This window comes from Cupriavidus sp. UGS-1, from assembly GCF_021213615.1.
In the GTDB taxonomy this organism is placed as follows: domain Bacteria; phylum Pseudomonadota; class Gammaproteobacteria; order Burkholderiales; family Burkholderiaceae; genus Cupriavidus.
Window position 1 is genome coordinate 210,078 of record NZ_JAJQJF010000003.1, and the last position, 17,684, is coordinate 227,761.

The 17,684-nt window shown below is 66.8% G+C and carries 15 protein-coding genes; 2 read left to right on the plus strand and 13 right to left on the minus strand.

Annotated elements, in window-relative coordinates:
- Positions 1-178: 178 nt before the first annotated feature.
- Positions 179-2,413, plus strand: a complete 2,235-nt coding sequence (locus tag LRR16_RS05850) for a phosphocholine-specific phospholipase C (protein WP_232205141.1) — start codon at positions 179-181, stop codon at positions 2,411-2,413.
- Between the two features lie 62 nt (positions 2,414-2,475).
- On the opposite strand, the gene pip is transcribed toward LRR16_RS05850, so the two are convergent.
- The 4 genes from pip to LRR16_RS05870 all read right to left on the minus strand — a co-directional run bounded on the left by pip (position 2,476) and on the right by LRR16_RS05870 (position 6,190).
- Positions 2,476-3,432, minus strand: a complete 957-nt coding sequence (pip, locus tag LRR16_RS05855; RefSeq protein WP_232205142.1) for a prolyl aminopeptidase — start codon at positions 3,430-3,432, stop codon at positions 2,476-2,478.
- Positions 3,433-3,508: 76 nt separating this feature from the next.
- Positions 3,509-4,360, minus strand: coding sequence for a DUF2182 domain-containing protein (locus LRR16_RS05860; protein ID WP_232205143.1), 852 nt, complete (start codon positions 4,358-4,360; stop codon positions 3,509-3,511).
- Positions 4,332-4,958, minus strand: coding sequence for a DUF1326 domain-containing protein (locus LRR16_RS05865; protein WP_232205144.1), 627 nt, complete (start codon positions 4,956-4,958; stop codon positions 4,332-4,334). The genes LRR16_RS05860 and LRR16_RS05865 overlap by 29 nt, the downstream gene beginning before the upstream one ends.
- Positions 4,959-5,218: 260 nt before the next feature.
- Complete coding sequence (locus tag LRR16_RS05870) at positions 5,219-6,190, minus strand: tripartite tricarboxylate transporter substrate binding protein (protein ID WP_232205145.1); 972 nt, start codon at positions 6,188-6,190, stop codon at positions 5,219-5,221.
- Between the two features lie 404 nt (positions 6,191-6,594).
- Between LRR16_RS05870 and LRR16_RS05875 the strand changes: the two genes are divergently transcribed.
- On the plus strand, positions 6,595-7,782 hold the full coding sequence (locus tag LRR16_RS05875) for an Rpn family recombination-promoting nuclease/putative transposase (protein WP_232205146.1): 1,188 nt from the start codon (positions 6,595-6,597) through the stop codon (positions 7,780-7,782).
- Positions 7,783-7,918: 136 nt separating this feature from the next.
- Here LRR16_RS05875 and LRR16_RS05880 read toward each other — a convergent pair whose 3' ends face one another.
- From LRR16_RS05880 to LRR16_RS05920, 9 genes are all read right to left on the minus strand, one after another.
- Entirely contained in the window at positions 7,919-9,688 is a 1,770-nt protein-coding gene (locus LRR16_RS05880; RefSeq protein WP_232205147.1) for a tannase/feruloyl esterase family alpha/beta hydrolase, read from the minus strand.
- Positions 9,689-9,878: 190 nt separating this feature from the next.
- Positions 9,879-10,763, minus strand: coding sequence for a metal-dependent hydrolase (locus LRR16_RS05885; protein ID WP_255674029.1), 885 nt, complete (start codon positions 10,761-10,763; stop codon positions 9,879-9,881).
- A 162-nt stretch (positions 10,764-10,925) separates the two neighbouring features.
- Positions 10,926-11,309, minus strand: a complete 384-nt coding sequence (locus LRR16_RS05890) for a response regulator (protein ID WP_232205149.1) — start codon at positions 11,307-11,309, stop codon at positions 10,926-10,928.
- A 29-nt stretch (positions 11,310-11,338) separates the two neighbouring features.
- Positions 11,339-12,436, minus strand: a complete 1,098-nt coding sequence (locus LRR16_RS05895; protein WP_232205150.1) for a porin — start codon at positions 12,434-12,436, stop codon at positions 11,339-11,341.
- Positions 12,423-12,695 (minus strand): XapX domain-containing protein, encoded by a 273-nt coding sequence (locus tag LRR16_RS05900; RefSeq protein WP_006577519.1) that lies wholly within the window; start codon positions 12,693-12,695, stop codon positions 12,423-12,425. The genes LRR16_RS05895 and LRR16_RS05900 overlap by 14 nt, the downstream gene beginning before the upstream one ends.
- A 41-nt stretch (positions 12,696-12,736) precedes the next feature.
- Positions 12,737-14,365 carry an MFS transporter gene (locus tag LRR16_RS05905; RefSeq protein ID WP_232205151.1) on the minus strand — a complete coding sequence of 543 codons (1,629 nt, stop codon included), beginning with the start codon at positions 14,363-14,365 and terminating at the stop codon, positions 12,737-12,739.
- A complete protein-coding gene (locus LRR16_RS05910; RefSeq protein ID WP_232205279.1) occupies positions 14,362-14,793 on the minus strand; it encodes a DoxX family protein in 432 nt (143 codons plus the stop codon). Before LRR16_RS05910 ends, LRR16_RS05905 begins: the two co-directional genes overlap by 4 nt.
- 67 nt (positions 14,794-14,860) lie before the next feature.
- A complete protein-coding gene (locus LRR16_RS05915) occupies positions 14,861-16,807 on the minus strand; it encodes an amidohydrolase (protein ID WP_370646759.1) in 1,947 nt (648 codons plus the stop codon).
- Between the two features lie 17 nt (positions 16,808-16,824).
- On the minus strand, positions 16,825-17,646 hold the full coding sequence (locus LRR16_RS05920; protein ID WP_232205152.1) for an alpha/beta fold hydrolase: 822 nt from the start codon (positions 17,644-17,646) through the stop codon (positions 16,825-16,827).
- Positions 17,647-17,684 lie beyond the last annotated feature (38 nt).

Here is a 17,684-nt window from a genome sequence, read left to right on the forward strand (position 1 = left end):
CGCCTGCGGCGGCGACGACGACAAGCCGGGCGAAACGCCCAAGCCGCCGGAGACGCCGAAGCCGGAACTGCGCTGCGCTCCCTGAGCGCACCTAGCGCACCTAGCGCCCTGCGCACCCCGGCAACCGGCGCACCTTGCGCCATCGAATCTCCGCCTCCGACCACAACAACAAACAGCAATGACCTCTCGCCGCAGATTCCTGCAGGCGAGCGCGGCTGCCGGTTTCTCGGCCGCCGCGCTCGCCGCCTTTCCCCCGAGCATTCGCCGCGCGCTGGCCATTCCGGCCAACAATGCCACCGGCACCATCATGGACGTGCAGCACGTGGTGATTCTGATGCAGGAGAACCGCTCGTTCGACCACTACTTCGGCACGCTGAGCGGCGTGCGCGGATTCGGCGATCGCATCACGATCCCGATGCCGAACGGCCGCAAGGTCTGGCAGCAGGAGCGCGCCAACGGCACGGTGATCACGCCCTACCATCTGGATGGCACCGCCAACAACGCGCAGCGGGTCGCCGGCACGCCGCACTCGTGGAAGGACAGCCAGGAAGCGTGGGACCACGGCCGCATGTCGCGCTGGCCGGTCGCCAAGACCGACACGTCGATGGGGTATTACAAGGAACAGGAGATCCCGTTCCAGTTCGCGCTGGCCAACGCGTTCACGATCTGCGATGCCTACCACTGCTCGATGCATACCGGTACCGACGCGAACCGGTCGTTCCATCTGACCGGCACCAACGGCCCGGTGCCGCAGAACGTCGCCTTCGTCAATAACGAGTGGGACGCGATCAACGGCATTCCGTCGGACGCGAATATCGGTTACACGTGGAAGACCTATGCCGAGCGGCTGGAAGAGGCCGGCATCAGCTGGATCAGCTACCAGAACATGCCGGACGAGTGGGGCGACAACATGCTCGGCGCCTTCCAGACGTTCCGCCGCGCCAATCTGGCATCGGGCTTTCCGGTGTCTAGCGGCGGGGCCCCGGGCGCACCGTACAACAACACGGGGCAGCCGCTGCCGTACCACGCGTACGACCCGGCGACCGACAACGCCAGCAACCCGCTATACAAGGGCATCGCCAACACGCTGCCGGGAAGCCAGCCGGACCAGTATCTGGACGCGTTCAAGCGCGACGTGCTGGAAGGCAAGCTGCCGCAGGTGTCGTGGATCAACGCGCCGTCGATCTACTGCGAGCATCCTGGGCCGTCGAGCCCGGTGCAAGGCTCGTGGTTCCTGCAGGAAGTCCTCGATGCGCTGACGGCCAATCCCGAGGTCTGGAGCAGGACGGTGCTGATCGTCAATTTCGACGAGAACGACGGCTATTTCGATCACGTGCCGTCGCCGTCGGCGCCGTCGCGCAATCCGGACAACACGCTCGCCGGCAAGACGACGCTGAGCGAGGAGCAACTGGCGCCGGAGTATTTCACGCAGCCGCCGCCGCAGGGCAGTACCAGCCAGCCGGCGCCGGATGGCCGTGTCTACGGCCCGGGCCCGCGCGTTCCGCTTTACGTGATCTCGCCGTGGAGCCGCGGCGGCTGGGTCAACTCGCAGGTGTTCGACCACACGTCGGTGCTGCGCTTTCTCGAGGCCCGCTTCGGCGTGCAGGAGCCGAACATCAGCCCGTTCCGGCGCGCCGTCTGCGGCGACCTGACCAGCGCCTTCAACTTCAAGACGCCCAATAGCGAAGCGCTGCCGACGCTGGCCGGCCGCACCACCCGCGATGCCGCCGACGCGCTGCGCGCCGCGCAGCAGCGGCTGCCGGCCGTGCCGGTGCCGCGCGACATGGCGCTGCCGCTGCAGGCACCGGGCACGCGTCCTTCGCGCGCGCTTCCCTACGAGCTGCATACCAGCGCGCGCTGCCACGCTTCCGGCCAGGTCGAACTGCTGTTCTCGAACACCGGCACGCAGGCCGCCGTGTTCCACGTCTACGACGGCCACAAGCTCGACCGCATTCCGCGCCGCTATATGGTCGAGCCCGGCAAGACGCTGTCCGATACCTGGAACGCCGCGTCGGACAACTTCGGCCGCTACGATCTGTGGGTGCTGGGCCCAAACGGTTATCACCGGCACTTCAAGGGCGATCTGAACCGGCTCGGCGGGACGCAGGCCGCGCCCGAGATCCGCGTCTGCTACGACATCGCCAATGGCGACGTCTACGTGGACCTGCTCAATCCGGGCGCCGCCGCGTGCCAGCTCGCCATCGCGCCGCTGGCCTATCGCAGCGACGGCCCCTGGCAGGTCGACGTCGCCGCGGGCGGCACGGCCTCGCGGCACTGGTCGCTGGCCGACAGCGGCCAGTGGTACGACTTCGCCGTGACCTGCAGCAGCGACCCGGCCTTCTATCGGCGCTTTGCCGGCCGCGTCGAGACCGGGCGGCACACGGTCAGCGACCCGGCGATGGGCGAGGTGTGACTGCGGGATAGTGGCAAAACGGCCCCGGAGGCGCGGCGGGTTACGACGACTGCCGCTGCCTGCTACCGGTCCGCTGCAAAGCGATCCGTCGCCGCAATCAGCCGATCAAGGATGCCCGGCTCGGTCCACGCATGGCCGGCGCCCTCGACCAGGTGGAAATCCGCTTGCGGCCAGGCCTGGTGCAGCGCGTAGGCGTAGCGCGCCGGGCACGGCATGTCGTAGCGGCCGTGCACGATGACGCCGGGGATGCTGGCCAGCCTATGCGCGTCGCGCAGCAGCTGGCCTTCTTCCAGCCAGCAGCGGTGCGTGAAGTAGTGGTTTTCCAGCCGCGCAAACGCCAGCGCGAAATGGCCGTCGTCGTGCTTGGCGGCGATCGCCGGATCGGGCAGCAGCGTAATGGTTTCGGCTTCCCACACGCTCCACGCGCGCGCGGCTTCGATCTGCCTGGCCTTGTCGTCGCCGGTCAGCAGCTTGCGGTAGGCCGCCATCATGTTGCCGCGCTCGGCCTCGGGGATCGGCGCCTGGAAGCGTGCCCACTTGTCGGGGAACATCTCGGATACGCCGTATTGGTAGTACCAGTCGAGCTCGGCCTGCGACACCGTGTAGACGCCGCGCAGCACCAGTTCGCTGACGCGTTCGGGATACTTCTGCGCGTAGGCCAGCGCCAGCGTCGAGCCCCACGAGCCGCCGAACACGAGCCAGGACTCGACACCGGTCAGCGTGCGCAGCCGTTCGATATCGTCGACCAGATGCCAGGTGGTGTTGGCCTCCAGCCCGGCATGCGGGGTCGAGCGGCCGCAGCCGCGCTGGTCGAACAGCAATACGTCATAGCGTGAGGGATCGAACAGGCGCCGATGGTCGGGCGAGATGCCGCCGCCTGGCCCGCCGTGCAGGAACACCGCCGGCTTGGCGCCGGGCGTGCCCGCCCGCTCGTAGTAGATGATGTGGCCATCGCCGACATCGAGTGTGCCGGTCTCGTAGGGTTCGATTTCGGGGTAGAGCGTGCGCAGCGCGGGCATGAGTGCGGTCTCCGGTTGGAATACCGCAGTGTACCGGCGCCGCGCAGCCGCGGCAGGGGCGGGGCAGGGGGGGCAGTCAGGCGGTGGACGGCGCCACGGCAAGCCAGATCAGCAGCACGCCCGCCGCGATCAGCACGATGCCGGAAAGCCGCGCCACCTGCAGGCCGGCCGGCCCTGCCTTTTCCAGCAGCACGAGCAGCGCCAGCGCGGTAACCCAGAGCAGCGCCATCACGCCGGTGACGAACAGCACCGCCATCAGCGCCCAGCAGCAACCGAGGCAAAACGCGCCATGACGGATACCCATCGTCAGCGCGCCGCGCTTGCCGTCGCGCCAGTTCGTCATCAGGAAACCGAGCGGGCTGCGGCAGTGCGTCAGACAGGCCCGCTTCCATGGCGTCAGCTGGTAGAGGCCCGCGAGGCTGAGGATCGCGCCCCCGGCGACGCGGCTCGATATCGCCATCGCCGGGGACAGCAGCATGGTCTCGTGAAGCCCCCATTGCACCAGCGTGATGGCCGCGCTGAAGCCGACCCAGACGGCCAGATAGCCAAGTCCGAAGCAGACGACGGTTGCCGGCAGCCGTTTGCCCTGCCGCCGGCGTTGCAGCCCGGCGTAGATCAGCATCACCGGCGCGGCGGCCGGCGCCATCATGCCGATCATCATGACGACCCACATCGCGAAGGTGTAGAGCCCGTCCGCTGCGGTCCACGGCATCGCCATGCCCATGCCGGCCATCATTGCGGCGTGGTCGGCGGCCGGCGCCATCGAGCGATGCAGATGGATCAGATAGCCCCACGCCAGCGCGGCGATGACCAGCATGCAACCCCAGACGAGCAGGCGGTCCCGCTGCCGCAGTTCGCTGTAACGACCGGCGTCGAGCAGCGAAACCGCGCCGGCGGGCTCAGGCTCCCTGCCAGGAGAATGGCGCATATTGGCCATTGTTGCGGCCGCTGTCGTCGTCCCAGACCATGCCGAGCGCGTGGACATGGCTGCGGGCGGGGCGTGCCAGCGCGACGCGGTCCGCGGCCGGATGGCCGGTGTTATCGAGGTGGATCGGCTCGCTGGCATTGGGATTGATGCCCATCACGCCTTCGGCCGCCATGTCGACGAGGTTCGGTGCGGTGACCGTCCAGCTTCTGCTGTTTCGATCGAAGCGGATCTGCGCGGATTCCACGCCTTCGAACGTGCCGACCAGCGGGGAGAGCGCCGCCATCGGCCCGCCCGCGGCGCCGCTGGCAATCGCCGTGATCGCATCACGCTGTGACGCATCGGCGCGTTCATCGACGATCAAGCCGACGGACCAGTTTCCTTTGCCCATCTCCTCCGGCGTCGAGCCAAGCACGATAAAACCAAGTCCATCGAGCGGGACCTCGCCATAGCGGCCCTGCTCGATCTGGAACCCCATCGCGAAGATGCAGTGGCCCTTGGTGGGGGGTACCGCCAGCTGTCCCGGCAGGCAGGGGCAGATGAAGTCGCAGTTGCAGGTCTCGTAGTACTGACCCTGGATGTTCCAGTTGGGCGTTGCCATGGTTTGCCTCCTCGTCTTGCTGCTGCACCGCACCGCGGTATCGCGGTGGATCAGGCGATACGCGGCGTTCCGGTTTCGCGAGAACCGGATCACTCGAATATAGGTGAGCGCGCAGAGGATGCCGGCGAGGCGGGAAAAGTCAGTGTTTTTCGGCGAAACGGGCGAGCGTGGGGATGGCAGAAGCGCCGATGCCGCCGCGCAAGGCGGCGGCATCGGGTCTTGCAGGCGTCTGGAGATACGCCCGGCGAGCGGAGCTGCGCTTATTCGACCGTCGCGCCGGATTCCTGCACGATGGTCTTCCACTTCCTGTAGTCCGACTGGACCAGGTCGGCGAACTGCTTCTGGGTCATCACCTTCGGCTCGGCGCCTTGTTCGTGGATGGCCTGGATCATGGCCGGCGTGGCGAGCTGCTTGTTGACTTCGGCGGCCAGCTTGTCGACGACCTCGCGCGGCGTCTTGGCCGGCGCGAACAGGCCATACCACGTGCTGACGTCGACCTGCTTGTAGCCGCTCTCTGCCAGGGTCGGCACATCCGGCAGCGACGTGCTGCGCGTGGCCGACGTCACGGCCAGCGCACGCAGCTTGCCGGCCTTGATCTGCGCCCTGGCCGACGGCACCGAGGCCACCATCAAGTCGACGTTGCCGGCGATCGCATCCATCATCGCCGCGTTCGAACCCTTGTACGGCACGTGCAGCAGCTTGATGCCCGCGGCCTGGCTGAAGATTTCGGCGGCAAGGTGAATGGTGGTGCCATTGCCGGGCGAACCGTATTTGATCGAACCAGGCGCGCGCTTGGCGGCGGCAACCACGTCGGCAATGTTCTTGAACGGCGAATTGGCCGGCGCGACGATCATGATCGGGGTATAGGCGACGTGGGTCACCGCCACCAGATCCTTCGTCGGGTCGTACTTGACCGTCTTGTAGAGCCACGGCGCCACGATCAGATTGTCCTTCTGGCCCATCACCAGTTCATAGCCATTGGGCGTCGCCCGTACGGCTTCGGCAATGCCGATGGTGCCGCCGGCGCCCGGACGGTTGTCCGGTACCACGGTCCACTTGGCGCTCTGGGTCAGCTGATTGGCGACGAGGCGGGAGAGGATGTCGGTGCCGCCGCCCGGAGGGAACGGAATCACCAGTCGAATCGGCTTCGAAGGCCAGGCGGGGTCGGCCTGGACGGGGGCGACGGCGGCCATGCCGCAGACCGCCAGAAGGGCGAGCAACGCCTTCTTCATCGTTTGTCTCCTGTTCTGGAATGTCCCGAACCAGTCGTTTTGCTGGCTTGTCGCGGCCGGATGGCGCCGGTCCCGCTGGGCTGGAGCAAGTCTAGAGGGCGGGAGTGGAGCGGGCGAAGTCATATTTTCAGAGACCAGATATGCGTTTTAAAAATAGCGGAGGTTACCACTAACGGGGATCGGGGGCGCAGGAAGGGCCGCGCGGGACGCCGATCCAGGGGGCTGCTGGCGGTATGGACAGGGAACCGGTATCGCGCAGGGGCCGCCGCGGGCAGGCGTTCCTGCGCGCACCCTATAGAGGTCCCCACCTGTTAAATCCGCGGCATTTCAGGCAAGCACCGTAGCCGATTGGCTGGCAACTTATCGGGACGTTGGCCCCCTCCTTAACCTGGATGTCCTTGCCTATGACCCCCTATCTCGACCCACCCGTTGCCGCCCATTCCGTCCGCTATCCCGTTCGCCCTCCCGCGCGCTGTTTGATGACTCATTCGGGCGGGCATGCCATCAGCGGCTATTCGACCCTGCGCCGATTTCCCGATCCCATATGCCACCGCATAGCCGAACCCGGGGATACGGCAGACGGTTACGCACCCGCGAAAGGCCGCGATCACGATGCCTCATACAAGCTGGTGTTCTCCTTTCGCGAAGTCGTGCGCGACCTGATACACGGTTTCATCGACGAGTCCTGGCTGCACGCGCTGGACTGGAATTCCCTTGAGCCGGTGCCCGGACACTATGTGTCGGACCGCCTTCGTTACGGCATCAACGATGTGGTTTGGCGTATCAACGTCGCCGGGCAGCAGCAGCCGCTCTACTTTCTGATTGAGTTTCAAAGTCGAATCGATTCCGACATGGCGGCACGCATGCTGGCGTACGTCGGCATGTTCTACCGCGATGCGAGCCGTCGACGCAGTCGTCCAGGTGGCGGCCGGCGCGGTCCACGGTATCCGGCGGTGCTGCCGATCGTGCTCTATAACGGCAACCGACCATGGCATGCGGATACGGAGATTGCGACGATGATTTGCCCACTGCCGCAGTCCATGGCGAGTCACCAGCCGCGCCTGAACTATTACCTGATCGACCGTACCCGCTACACAGATGCAGAACTGGCGGGGATGCGAAATCTGGTGGCAGTGCTGATGCGATTCGAACGGGCCGAGAACATGGAAGCGATGCTCGAACCATTGCGGCTGGCCAGGGAGTTGACGGCACACAACACCGCGCTCGACGAGGCAATGACGGCGTGGTTTGCAGCTCTGACACCGAATGCGTTGCGTTTAACTGAAGTACATAACCTGATGGAGTTGGAAATGGACATGACGGCAAAGTTTTACCGCTGGGCGCGGGAGTATGCGCAGAAGGAGGTCGAGCAGGGGATCGAGAAAGGGATCGAGCAGGGGATCGAGAAAGGGATCGAGAAGGGGGTTCACATGGGTCACGCCAAAGCTTTGGCAAAGCTCCTGAGGCACCATTTCGGCCCATTGTCTACACATGTCCTCGCCAGGTTGGACGCCGCTTCAACGGAACAGATAGAGGCCTGGCACGACAGAGCCCTGGACGCGAAGTCCCTCGACGACGTATTCCGCCCCTGACGCATGCAATCGGGGGCAGGTCGGACTTGTAAAGCATGACGAGCCGCATGCGGCGTGGACCGGCCCAGCCTCACTGTTACCCGAGGCCGGGCCTCCGGAGCACGAGGCCGTTCGTAACGGACGCTCGCGCTATTTGCTATTGCGTGACGCAGCTGAAGCTGTCGGCCACGTTGATGTCACCGCCCCCCTTGTAACGCGGCCAGCTCGGATACGGGCAAAGCGGGCGCGTGCGTCCCGGCACACCGATCGTGTCGGCGACCACCTGCGCGGGCGGTTCGGCGCCTTTCTCCACCCAGTTTTCCAGCGCGGTCAGCGAATCCCAGGCCGCGTTGAACACGGTGCTGGCGGCGTGGCCATAGCCCGGGATTTCATAGTAGCGCATGAACTGCCCGACCCGGTCCGCGCCCATGGTGGTGCGCACGCGCTCGTAGTATTGGGCCGTCGCGCGCGAGCTGACCAGCACGTCGGCATTGCCGTGGGCCATCAGGATCTTGCCGCCCTTGGCGGCGAATGCGCTCAGGTCCGTCTTGTTGATGTCCTGCAGCGCGGTCAGCTCGCTGACGCGAGACTGCCAGGGGCCCGGGTTTTCCGGGTCCAGCGACAGCGAGTTGAAGTTCGGATCGCGCGTGACGAAGAAGCGGACCCACTGGTCCCAGAACACCGCGAAATATGGCGCCGTGGCGGGCATTGGCGTCGCGGGCGGGTCGAGATTGAGCGCGAGCGCGATCACCGTCGCTTGCACGGGCGACGGCCCCGACATGCCAAGGTCCGCTCCCCATACGTTGAAGCCCGGGTACTGCGTCTCGCCGCTGCCCAGCGGATACGCGAACTGGATCGGCGCGTTGTAGACCTTCAGCGCCGCGATCTGCGGATCGGACAGGCAGTTGTCGCCGGTATCGCCGCCGCCCGTGCAGCGCAGCGGGGCGCCGTTCAGCGTCGCCGTCGCCGGATCGAAGGTGGCGTTGCACGCCGCGACATTGCTGATGAGGCCATCCTGCACGCCGTCGAGCGTATCGCAGGCCTGCAGTGAGGCGTCAAAGAGTGCGCGACGTTTGGCGGCATTGGGATAGGCCCCTGGCTGCGCGAGCGCCCGCGTGATGCGCCCAAACGCCAAATCCAATGTTGCAGCGTTCCACGCGGGATAGAGCACGATGGCACCGTTCCAATCGTCGGGCCAGCGCTGGACCACGGCGAGCGCCTCGCGGCCACCGGTGGAGCCTCCCGCAAAGTAGGCCTTGCGCGGTCCTTCGGTCGCGTAGCGAGCGTTGATCAAGTGCAGCGCTGTGTCGCGGGTCTTCTTCAACGCATCGCTGGCGAAATTGCGCAAGGCCTCGTCATTGACGCCGAACGAGCCATCCCGGCTGCCCAGCGCGCCGGCCTGATGGCCGGAGTCGCTGGCGAAGGTGGCATAGCCGCGCCCCAGCGGTGTGGGCTGGTCGGCGGGGCCGGCCGGCACATTGCCTTGCGCCGACGGAATCGTGCCGTTGTAGCCGCCGCCACCGAACATCATGATCTTGTTGTTCCAGTTGGCCGGAAGATTCAACTGGAAGCGAATGTTCGGCGCATTGGGGTCGACCGGCCGGATATGGCCCAACACTCGGCAATACTCGCCGGTAGCCTGCGCGCCGCTGCCAGCCGCCGGTACTACGGTCGCCTCGGTCACCACCGCGCCAGAAGTGGGCAGCCCGATTGCCGTGGCCGGTACTTCGACGTTCGCCATTTCGGCGCAGGACTTGGGCTTGGCGACACTGGGTGGTGGCTTGTGTTCGTGATCGTCGCCGCCGCAGGCGGAGAGGGTCAGGACGATGCCGGCCAGTAGCGCGCCGGAGGTGGCGCGGATCGGATTGTCAGCGTGGCGGGTGCTGCGGCCCTGGTCCGGCGGATTTTCCGTGTTGGTATCTTGCATGCTTTGTCTCCATGTCGATATTCCGCCTTGGCCCTGGACCGGCACTTGGCAAGGCTGTCAGGCCGCGCAAGGGGGCGGCCAATCGACCATAGGAGGCGCAGCGCGATGCGTCAATCACGGAGATGGCTGATGGCCCGCAACGCGGCTGCCATCGGATCGCGGGGACAATGCAGGCGGAGAGCGCCGGCCCTCAGAAGTCAACCTTCTGGCCCGGCTCCGGCACGATGACGCGGATCGTCTCCGTGGCGCCCAGCGCCGCGGAGAACTCCGCCGGCGTGCCACGCAGCATCGGGTTGGTCAGGTAGTGGATCGGGATCGCGTATCTGGGCCGGATCATCTCACGGACCGCAATGGCCGCCTCGCGCGGTCCCATGGTGAAATGCCCGCCAATCGGGATCAGCACCAGGTCGGGCTTGTACAGCTCGCCGATCAGCCGCATATCGGCGAACAGGCCGGTATCGCCCATATGCCAGATCCGAAAGCCGTTCTCCAGCTCGATGATGTAGCCCACCGGCTCGCCGCCATAGTGGACCTCGTCCTTGCCCGAATTCGGGTTCTTCCAGATCAGCTCGGACGAGTGTTCGGCATGGACGGCGGTGATCTTCGGGCCGTTCGGGCCGAAGGGCGTCACCGTGCCGCTCTTGCCGAAGCGCTGCGACAGGTTGGCCGGCACCATGCCGAGGCTGACCAGCGTCTGCCCCATTCCGCCGCCGTTGTAGATTGGGGCGTTATGCATCTTGGCCAATGCCGGCGCGTCGCCGAGGTGGTCGCCGTGCGCGTGCGTGACGAGGATCAGGTCGACCTTGCCCAGTGCCTGCAGTTGCTTGAAGGGGGCCGGGGTCTTCGGATTCGCCGTGAGCCAGGGGTCGATCACGATCACCTTGCCTCCCGGCGTCGTGATGCGCGTGGCGGCCTGGCCGAGCCATAGTACCTCTGTCTTGCCTGCGGTCGTCTGGCCCACGGCGGCTGGTGCAGGCCCCGGTGTAGAAGCGGTGGGCGCAGTCGGTGCTCGGGCGGCGCATCCAGCGAGCAGCGTCAGCAGGACGACGAGCAGCAGCGGGCGGGCTTGAGGCATGGCTTCCTCCGGCGTGGTAGGCGAAGCGGCAAGCACCGAGCGGGCAATTGCCAGCGTCCAGTATTGGTTTGCGCACTTGCAGTGTCAACCTGGAACTCGGTGGGATTGCCGTGCCGTCTGTGCGTTGCGTCATGCCGAATGGCTGGACGCCATGCTCGAGGGCTAGCAGTTGGGCTTGCCTCCGCTCAGCGCCCGCTCGATACACCGGATGATCTCCGTATCCTCGAACGGCTTGTTGACAAAGCAGGCGGCGCCGGCCACGTAGGCGCGTTGCTCGTGGCCTTGTTCGGAGAACGCCGTCATGAAGATGATCGGCACATGGCAGCCGCGCTCGCGCAGCGCCTCGCACAGCGCGAAGCCGTTCATCCGCGGCATCTGGACGTCGGTGATCACACAGGCGATCTGGTTCAGCGTGGATGATTGAAGCAGGTCCGCGGCACCTCCGTAGAGTTCGACCGCCAGGCCGAAGGACCGCACCAGCCTCCCCATGGCATCCCTGACGGAGATGTCGTCGTCGACGATGGCGATCACGGGGGGCGAGGTCACAAGGGATCCTTGAGGAATCGGGCGTTTGCCTAGAAGGTATGCCGCATGCCGAGCGCAAAGACCTGCGGATCCGCTCCCGCCGCGATGCCGAGTTCGTTGATTGCGAAGTCGTAGGTGGCGTTCCGCTTGTTGTCGATGCGGCTGTAGTACGCATACAGCGCCGTGCGCTTCGACAGCGGATGGTCGTAGCCGATTGTCCATTGCGTGGCGCCGGTCTGCGGACCGCTACGGACGACCCCGATGGTGTCGGTCGATGCGCCGGTGCCATTGGCGGCAAATCCGAAGCCCAGCCGCAGGCTGCCGGCGCCCAGCCGCTGCACCAGCGACGCATACCAGGCGTTGCGCTGCAGATCGCCGCTGGCGGTCCGGTAGTGCAGCCGCTCGTAGACGCCGGCGATCCGCGTGCCGGACAGCACCTGCCACGCCACGCCGAGCTTCAATGCGTCGTCGTTGCGGCCGGCTGCCTGGTAGTGCCGGTGGACCTCGTAGGCGACGGTCGCATCGAACGCCCCGCGCTGATAGACCAACGCTGCGGAGTAGAGCGAAGGATTGCGTGCGACCGTCGCTCTTTCCTCGGGCAGGCCCCAGCCCAGCCACAGGCTGGCACCGCCGAAGCGCGGCGACCGGTATTGCACGATGTTTTTCTGGCGGCGATCGAACGAACTGGTGTTCTCGACGTTGTCGGAGCTGGAGGCCGACCCATTGCCGATCAGCGCCATATAGCCGGCGGTGGTCGGGTAGTAAGGGTCGTAGCCCATCGTCGACTCGGTATATGGCGTATGCCAGTGGCCGAGGAACAGCAGGCCGTAGTCTCCCTGCAGCCCGATCCGCGAATTGCGGCCGGCGATCTGGCCCTCGCCGGTGTCCAGCGACAGGTTGCTCTCGATCTGCCACAGCGCCTTCAGCGAGCCGCCCAGCGCTTCCTCGCCGCGCAGGCCGAACACCGAGCGGTAGTTGCTCTGGCGCATGCCGCTGGCGAGCGCGGTGCCATCGCTGGCGGTGCTGGCTCGCGTGTATTCGATTGCCGTATTGAGCCGTCCGTAGACGGTGACGGTACTGTCCGCCAGCGCGGGAACGCACGCTATCGACAGCGCGGCGGCGCACAACAGCGCGTCAGTGCGCCGCATCGCCGTCCTTGCGGTTGGCGGCAAGCGTTGGCCCCGGCGTGCCGGTAATCTTCGGCACGCACTCGGAATGGAACCACGCGACGGTGACCGGCTCGCCCGCCAGCATCCGCTTGACCGGCGGAATCAGCTGCTCGCCGATCAGCATGCCGAGCAGGCCGATCAATGCGACCGCCGGCGGCGCCGGGGAGCGAACCTGCATCAGCGCATAGATGATGCCGACCAGAATGCCGGCGCCAAGGGAAACGAGGTAGATCTTCATGGCGGTCTCGTAATCGGGAGGAAATCGGAAAAGAACCGGGTTCAGGTGCGCGTTGGCGGCAGGCCGACACCGAGCAGATGACGCACCCGGGGCGGCTCGGTACCGGTGTGGAAGCGGGCGATGTCGCGCTGCAGGTCTGCGTCGGCATGCGGCACGCGCCGGTGCTGGCGCAGGTGCTCGGCCCACGATTCGACCAGGAACCATTCGGTCAGCAGGTCCGGATCCTCGGGGTCCTCCATTACGCCCCAGTTGAAGGCGCCGTCGCGCAGCCGCTCTTCCGACAGTTGGTGAATGGCCCGCAGGAACGCCTCGCGGTTCTCGGGCGAGACGCGATACTCGATCAGGATCATCACCGGGCCGCGGTCGTGCGCGATCTCGTCGGCCTTCTCCGGCTCGGGCCAGTGGCGTGCCGGACCCAGGTCTTCCTCGCCGCGCGGCAGGCGCACGCGGCGCAGCAGCAGCGTCGCGACGATCAGGCCCGCGCCGGCAATCCACAGCGCATTGGGCGTTCCCAAACCCTGCGCGACGAAGCCCCAGATCAGGCTGCCGCCGGCCAGCGCGCCGTTGAAGACCATCTGGTAGACGGCCAGCGCGCGGCCGCGTACCCAGTTCGGCAGGATGGCCTGGGCCGCGCCGCCCAGCGTCGTCAGCGCGGTAATCCATGCCGCGCCGAGCAGCAACAGCAGCGGCAGCGCGACCCACACCGGCGGTGCGATCGACAGCGCGGCCATGACAGCCGCGGTGACCACCGCCGACAGCAGCACCAGGCCATCGCCGTCGAGCCGCTTCTGCAGCGCCGGCATCGTCAGCGCGCCCAGGATCGCCCCGGCGCCTACGGCGCCCAGCAGGATGCCGTAAAGGCCCGCGCCGCCGTTGAGCAGCTGGCGCGCAACCAAGGGAAGCAGGGCCCAGACGCTGCTGCCGAACGCAAAATGCACCGCGGCACGCAGCAGCACGATATGCAGCTTGCTGTGCGCCCGCGTAAAGCGCAGTCCGGCCCGGAAGGCGCTGAAGAAATGCTCGCGCAGGGGATCGCTGGGCTGGGCCGGCCGGCGCCACCAGATCAGCGCCGCGATCACGAACAGATAGCTGAGCAGGTCGGCGCCGTAGGTGACCGCCGCGCCGAACGCGGCCAGCAGCAGGCCGCCGGTCGCAGGACCGATGGCGCGCGCGATATTGACGCCCAGTGCATTGAGCGCGACGGCCTGCCGCAGCGTGCTGGGCGGCACCAGCTCGGGGACGATCGACTGCCAGGTCGGGCCCATCATCGCCGCGCCGATGCCGCCGACGAAGGCGAGAGCGATCAGGATCTCGATGGTCAGCGCCTGCCGCCAGGCCAGCAGCATCAGCGTGCCGCTGACCAGCGCCAGGCCGATCTGGATCACGATCAGGAAGCGGCGGCGATCGAGGATGTCGGACAGCACGCCGGCGGGAATCGCCAACAGGAATACCGGCAGCGTGGCCGCGGCCTGGATCGTCGCGACGGCAGCGGGCGAACTCGACAGGTCGGTGGCCAGCCAGGCGCTGGCGACGTCGCGCATGAAGCTGCCGATATTGCCGAGGATGGTCGCGACCCACAGCACCGCGAAGGTCGGCTTGGCCAGCGGCGCGAAGGTGCCGGCCGGGGCCGGTGCGGCCGCTGTCGTGTCGGGTGGCACGCTGGTGCTCATGCCGGCCTCCGCGTACGCCAGTCGTGCCAGGCCACCAGCAGGAAGCCCCCGACCAGGCCCAGATGCTCGAAGAAGGCGTTGGCCATCATGAACTGCGCCTCGGGCGGGGCGCTCCAGAAGCGGTTGGCCAGGAACGTCGCGGCCAGCGTGAAGGCCGCCAGGGCCAGCGCGCCTAACCAGCGTCCAATACCGGTCAGGATCATCGCGGCGGCCACGAGTTCGAGCGCGATGGTGGCGACGGCCATCGGCACCGCCGGGCTCAGACCGAAATGCTGCATCTCGGCGACGGCGCCGGGGAAGTCGAACAGCTTGACCAGCCCGCCCTGCAGATACGCCGCGCACAGCAGCAACAGCGCGATCCAGCGCATCCAGCGCGGCAGCGTGCCCGCATCGTCATCGGCCGGGGAAGGCCGGGAGCTCGACAGCATCATGTTGGTTCTCCGGTTGGCAGCTTGCGGGCCGGCTTGCACGTCGGCTTGCAGGTGGGACTACCCATCAGAACGCCCAGCACGAGCACCCCAGCGCGCCCCAGAACCCGCTTTCATCGCTGGTCGGCACGTTGGACGTCCACGCCTTCGCGTGCGCGTGCCCATGCACGCCGCACGAGGACGCGCAGCCGCAGGCGGTGTTCAGCGCCAGCGTGCGAGCCTGCGCCTGCGGACGCGGCTGGTAGCGGCTGCCGTGGCGGGCAGGGGACCAGTCCGGCATCGGCGGCGGCAGCTCCGGCGCATGCCTGCCGAATTCGGCATCGCCGTAGACCACCTTGCCGCCGAGCACGGTCATCACCGACGTGATGTCCTGGATGTCGTCGCCGGGCACCGAGAAGTAGTCGGCCGACAGCACCGCCACGTCGGCAAGCTGGCCCACCTGGATCTGCCCTTTCTTGCCGACCTCGGACGAGAACCAGGTATTGGCCTCGGTCCACAGCCGCAATGCGGTCTCGCGGTCCAGCAGATTGGCCTGCGGATACATCGCCATGCCGCCGACGGTCTTGCCGGTGGTCAGCCAGTACAACGATACCCATGGGTTGTACGAGGCGACCCGCGTGGCGTCCGTACCGGCGCCGACCTTGACGCCGCGCTCGAGCATCTTCTTGACCGGCGGCGTGGCCTCGGCCGCCTTGGCGCCGTAGCGCTCGACGAAGTACTCGCCCTGGTAGGCCATGCGGTGCTGCACCGCGATGCCGCCGCCGAGCGCCGCGATGCGGTCGATATTGCGGTCCGAGATGGTCTCGGCGTGGTCGAAGAACCAGTTCAGGCCCTGGAACGACACGTCGCGCGCGACCTTCTCGTAGACGTCGAGTGCGCGCGTGATGGTCTCGTCGTAGGTCGCGTGCAGGCGCCACGGCCAGCGTTTCTCGGCCAGCAGGCGGATCACCGGCTCCAGATCGGCCTCCATCGACGGCGGCATGTCCGGGCGTTCGACGCGGAAGTCCTCGAAGTCGGCCGCGGTGTAGACCAGCATCTCGCCGGCGCCGTTGTGGCGATACAGATCGTCGCCCTGGCCCGGCCGCACCGACGAGGTCCAGTTCTGGAAGTCGCGCAGCTCTTCCTTGGGCTTCTGCGTGAACAGGTTGTAGGCCAGCCGCACGGTCAGATGGCCCTCGCGGTGCAGCTCCTCGATGATCTGGTAGTCATCCGGGTAATTCTGATAGCCGCCGCCGGCATCGATCACGCCGGTGACGCCGAGCCGATTGACCTCGCGCATGAAATGCCGCGTCGAATTCTTCTGGTACTCGGGCGGCAGCTTCGGGCCCTTGGCGAGCGTCGCATAGAGGATGGTGGCATTGGGCTTGGCCAGCAGCAGGCCGGTCGGATTGCCGCTGCCGTCGCGCACGATTTCGCCGCCCGGGGGATTGGGTGTGTCCTTGTTGTAGCCGACGGCGCGCAGCGCGGCGCCGTTCAGCATCGCGCGGTCGTACAGATGCAGGATGAACACCGGCGTGTCCGGTGCCACGGCGTTCAGCTCCTCGATGGTCGGCAGGCGCTTCTCGGCGAACTGGTGCTCGGTGAAGCCGCCGACCACGCGCACCCATTGCGGCGCCGGCGTGCGGTCGACCTGCGCCCTGAGCATGCGCATCGCGTCGGCCAGCGAGCGTACGCCATCCCAGCGCAGCTCCATGTTGTAGTTCAGGCCGCCGCGAATGATGTGCATATGGCTGTCGATCAGCCCGGGAATGGCCCGCCGGCCATTCAGGTCGATCACGCGGGTGCCCGATGCAGCGAGCTTCATCACGTCCTGGCGCTCGCCGACGGCAATGAAGCGGCCGTCCGCGATGGCAACGGCATCGGCTTGCGGATTGGCGCGATCGAGCGTGGCGAACTTGCCGTTGACGAGAATCAGGTCGGGTGTCGGGTTCGGTGACATGGCGAAGAGTTCCGAAGAGGCGGCCGCGCCGAGCGCGGCGGCCGAGGCGATGAATTGCCGGCGGGTGACTGACATGGGCTCGTGCGTCCGGATCAGGCGTTCAGGAAGGCCAGCAGGTCGGCATTGACCTCGTCGGCATTGATCACGCACATGCCATGCGACGCGCCCGGGTAGACCTTCAGCGTGGCGTTCGGCGCGATCTCGACGGACAGCCGCGCCGCGTTGTCGATCGGCACGATCTGGTCGTCGTCGCCATGCAGGATCAGCGTCGGCACCGTCATCTTCTTCAGGTCCTCGGTGTAGTCGACCTCCGAGAACTCCTTGATGCAGGCGTACTGACCGACAATGCCGCCGGCCATGCCCTGCGCCCAGAACGCGTCGATCGTGCCCTGCGAAACCTTGGCATTGGGCCGGTTGAAGCCGAAGAACGGCATCGCCAGGTCCTGGTAGAACTGCGACCGATTGTCGGCCACGCCCTTGCGGATGCCGTCGAACACCTCCAGCGGCAGGCCATTCGGATAGGCAGCGCTCCTGGCCATGGTCGGCGGCACCGCGCCGATCAGCACCGCCTTGGCGACGCGTTTGGTGCCATGGCGGCCGATGTAGTGCGCCACTTCGCCGCCGCCGGTGGAATGGCCGACCAGCGTGGCGCCCTGGATGTCGAGCGCGTCGAGCAGCGCGGCCAGGTCGTCCGCGTAGGTGTCCATGTCGTTGCCGTGGGCCGGCTGATCGGAGCGGCCGTGGCCGCGCCGGTCGTGCGCGATCACGCGAAAGCCCTTTTGCACCAGAAACAGCATCTGGGCATCCCAGGCGTCGGCGTTCAACGGCCAGCCATGCGAGAAGACGACCGGCCGGCCGGTGCCCCAGTCCTTGTAGAAGATGCGGGTACCATCCTTGGTGGTGATCGTGTTCATCGGTTCAATCCTCGAGTTGGGTGGGTGCGGAGCAAGGC

Excerpts from the sequence above, each read along its gene's own strand:
- LRR16_RS05850 (WP_232205141.1), top strand. The coding sequence starts at position 179 with ATGACCTCTCGCCGCAGATTCCTGCAGGCGAGCGCGGCTGCCGGTTTC.
- pip (WP_232205142.1), bottom strand. The coding sequence starts at position 3,432 with ATGCCCGCGCTGCGCACGCTCTACCCCGAAATCGAACCCTACGAGACC.
- LRR16_RS05860 (WP_232205143.1), bottom strand. The coding sequence starts at position 4,360 with ATGCGCCATTCTCCTGGCAGGGAGCCTGAGCCCGCCGGCGCGGTTTCG.
- LRR16_RS05865 (WP_232205144.1), bottom strand. The coding sequence starts at position 4,958 with ATGGCAACGCCCAACTGGAACATCCAGGGTCAGTACTACGAGACCTGC.
- LRR16_RS05870 (WP_232205145.1), bottom strand. The coding sequence starts at position 6,190 with ATGAAGAAGGCGTTGCTCGCCCTTCTGGCGGTCTGCGGCATGGCCGCC.
- LRR16_RS05875 (WP_232205146.1), top strand. The coding sequence starts at position 6,595 with ATGACCCCCTATCTCGACCCACCCGTTGCCGCCCATTCCGTCCGCTAT.
- LRR16_RS05880 (WP_232205147.1), bottom strand. The coding sequence starts at position 9,688 with ATGCAAGATACCAACACGGAAAATCCGCCGGACCAGGGCCGCAGCACC.
- LRR16_RS05885 (WP_255674029.1), bottom strand. The coding sequence starts at position 10,763 with ATGCCTCAAGCCCGCCCGCTGCTGCTCGTCGTCCTGCTGACGCTGCTC.
- LRR16_RS05895 (WP_232205150.1), bottom strand. The coding sequence starts at position 12,436 with ATGCGGCGCACTGACGCGCTGTTGTGCGCCGCCGCGCTGTCGATAGCG.
- LRR16_RS05900 (WP_006577519.1), bottom strand. The coding sequence starts at position 12,695 with ATGAAGATCTACCTCGTTTCCCTTGGCGCCGGCATTCTGGTCGGCATC.
- LRR16_RS05905 (WP_232205151.1), bottom strand. The coding sequence starts at position 14,365 with ATGAGCACCAGCGTGCCACCCGACACGACAGCGGCCGCACCGGCCCCG.
- LRR16_RS05910 (WP_232205279.1), bottom strand. The coding sequence starts at position 14,793 with ATGCTGTCGAGCTCCCGGCCTTCCCCGGCCGATGACGATGCGGGCACG.
- LRR16_RS05915 (WP_370646759.1), bottom strand. The coding sequence starts at position 16,807 with ATGTCAGTCACCCGCCGGCAATTCATCGCCTCGGCCGCCGCGCTCGGC.
- LRR16_RS05920 (WP_232205152.1), bottom strand. The coding sequence starts at position 17,646 with ATGAACACGATCACCACCAAGGATGGTACCCGCATCTTCTACAAGGAC.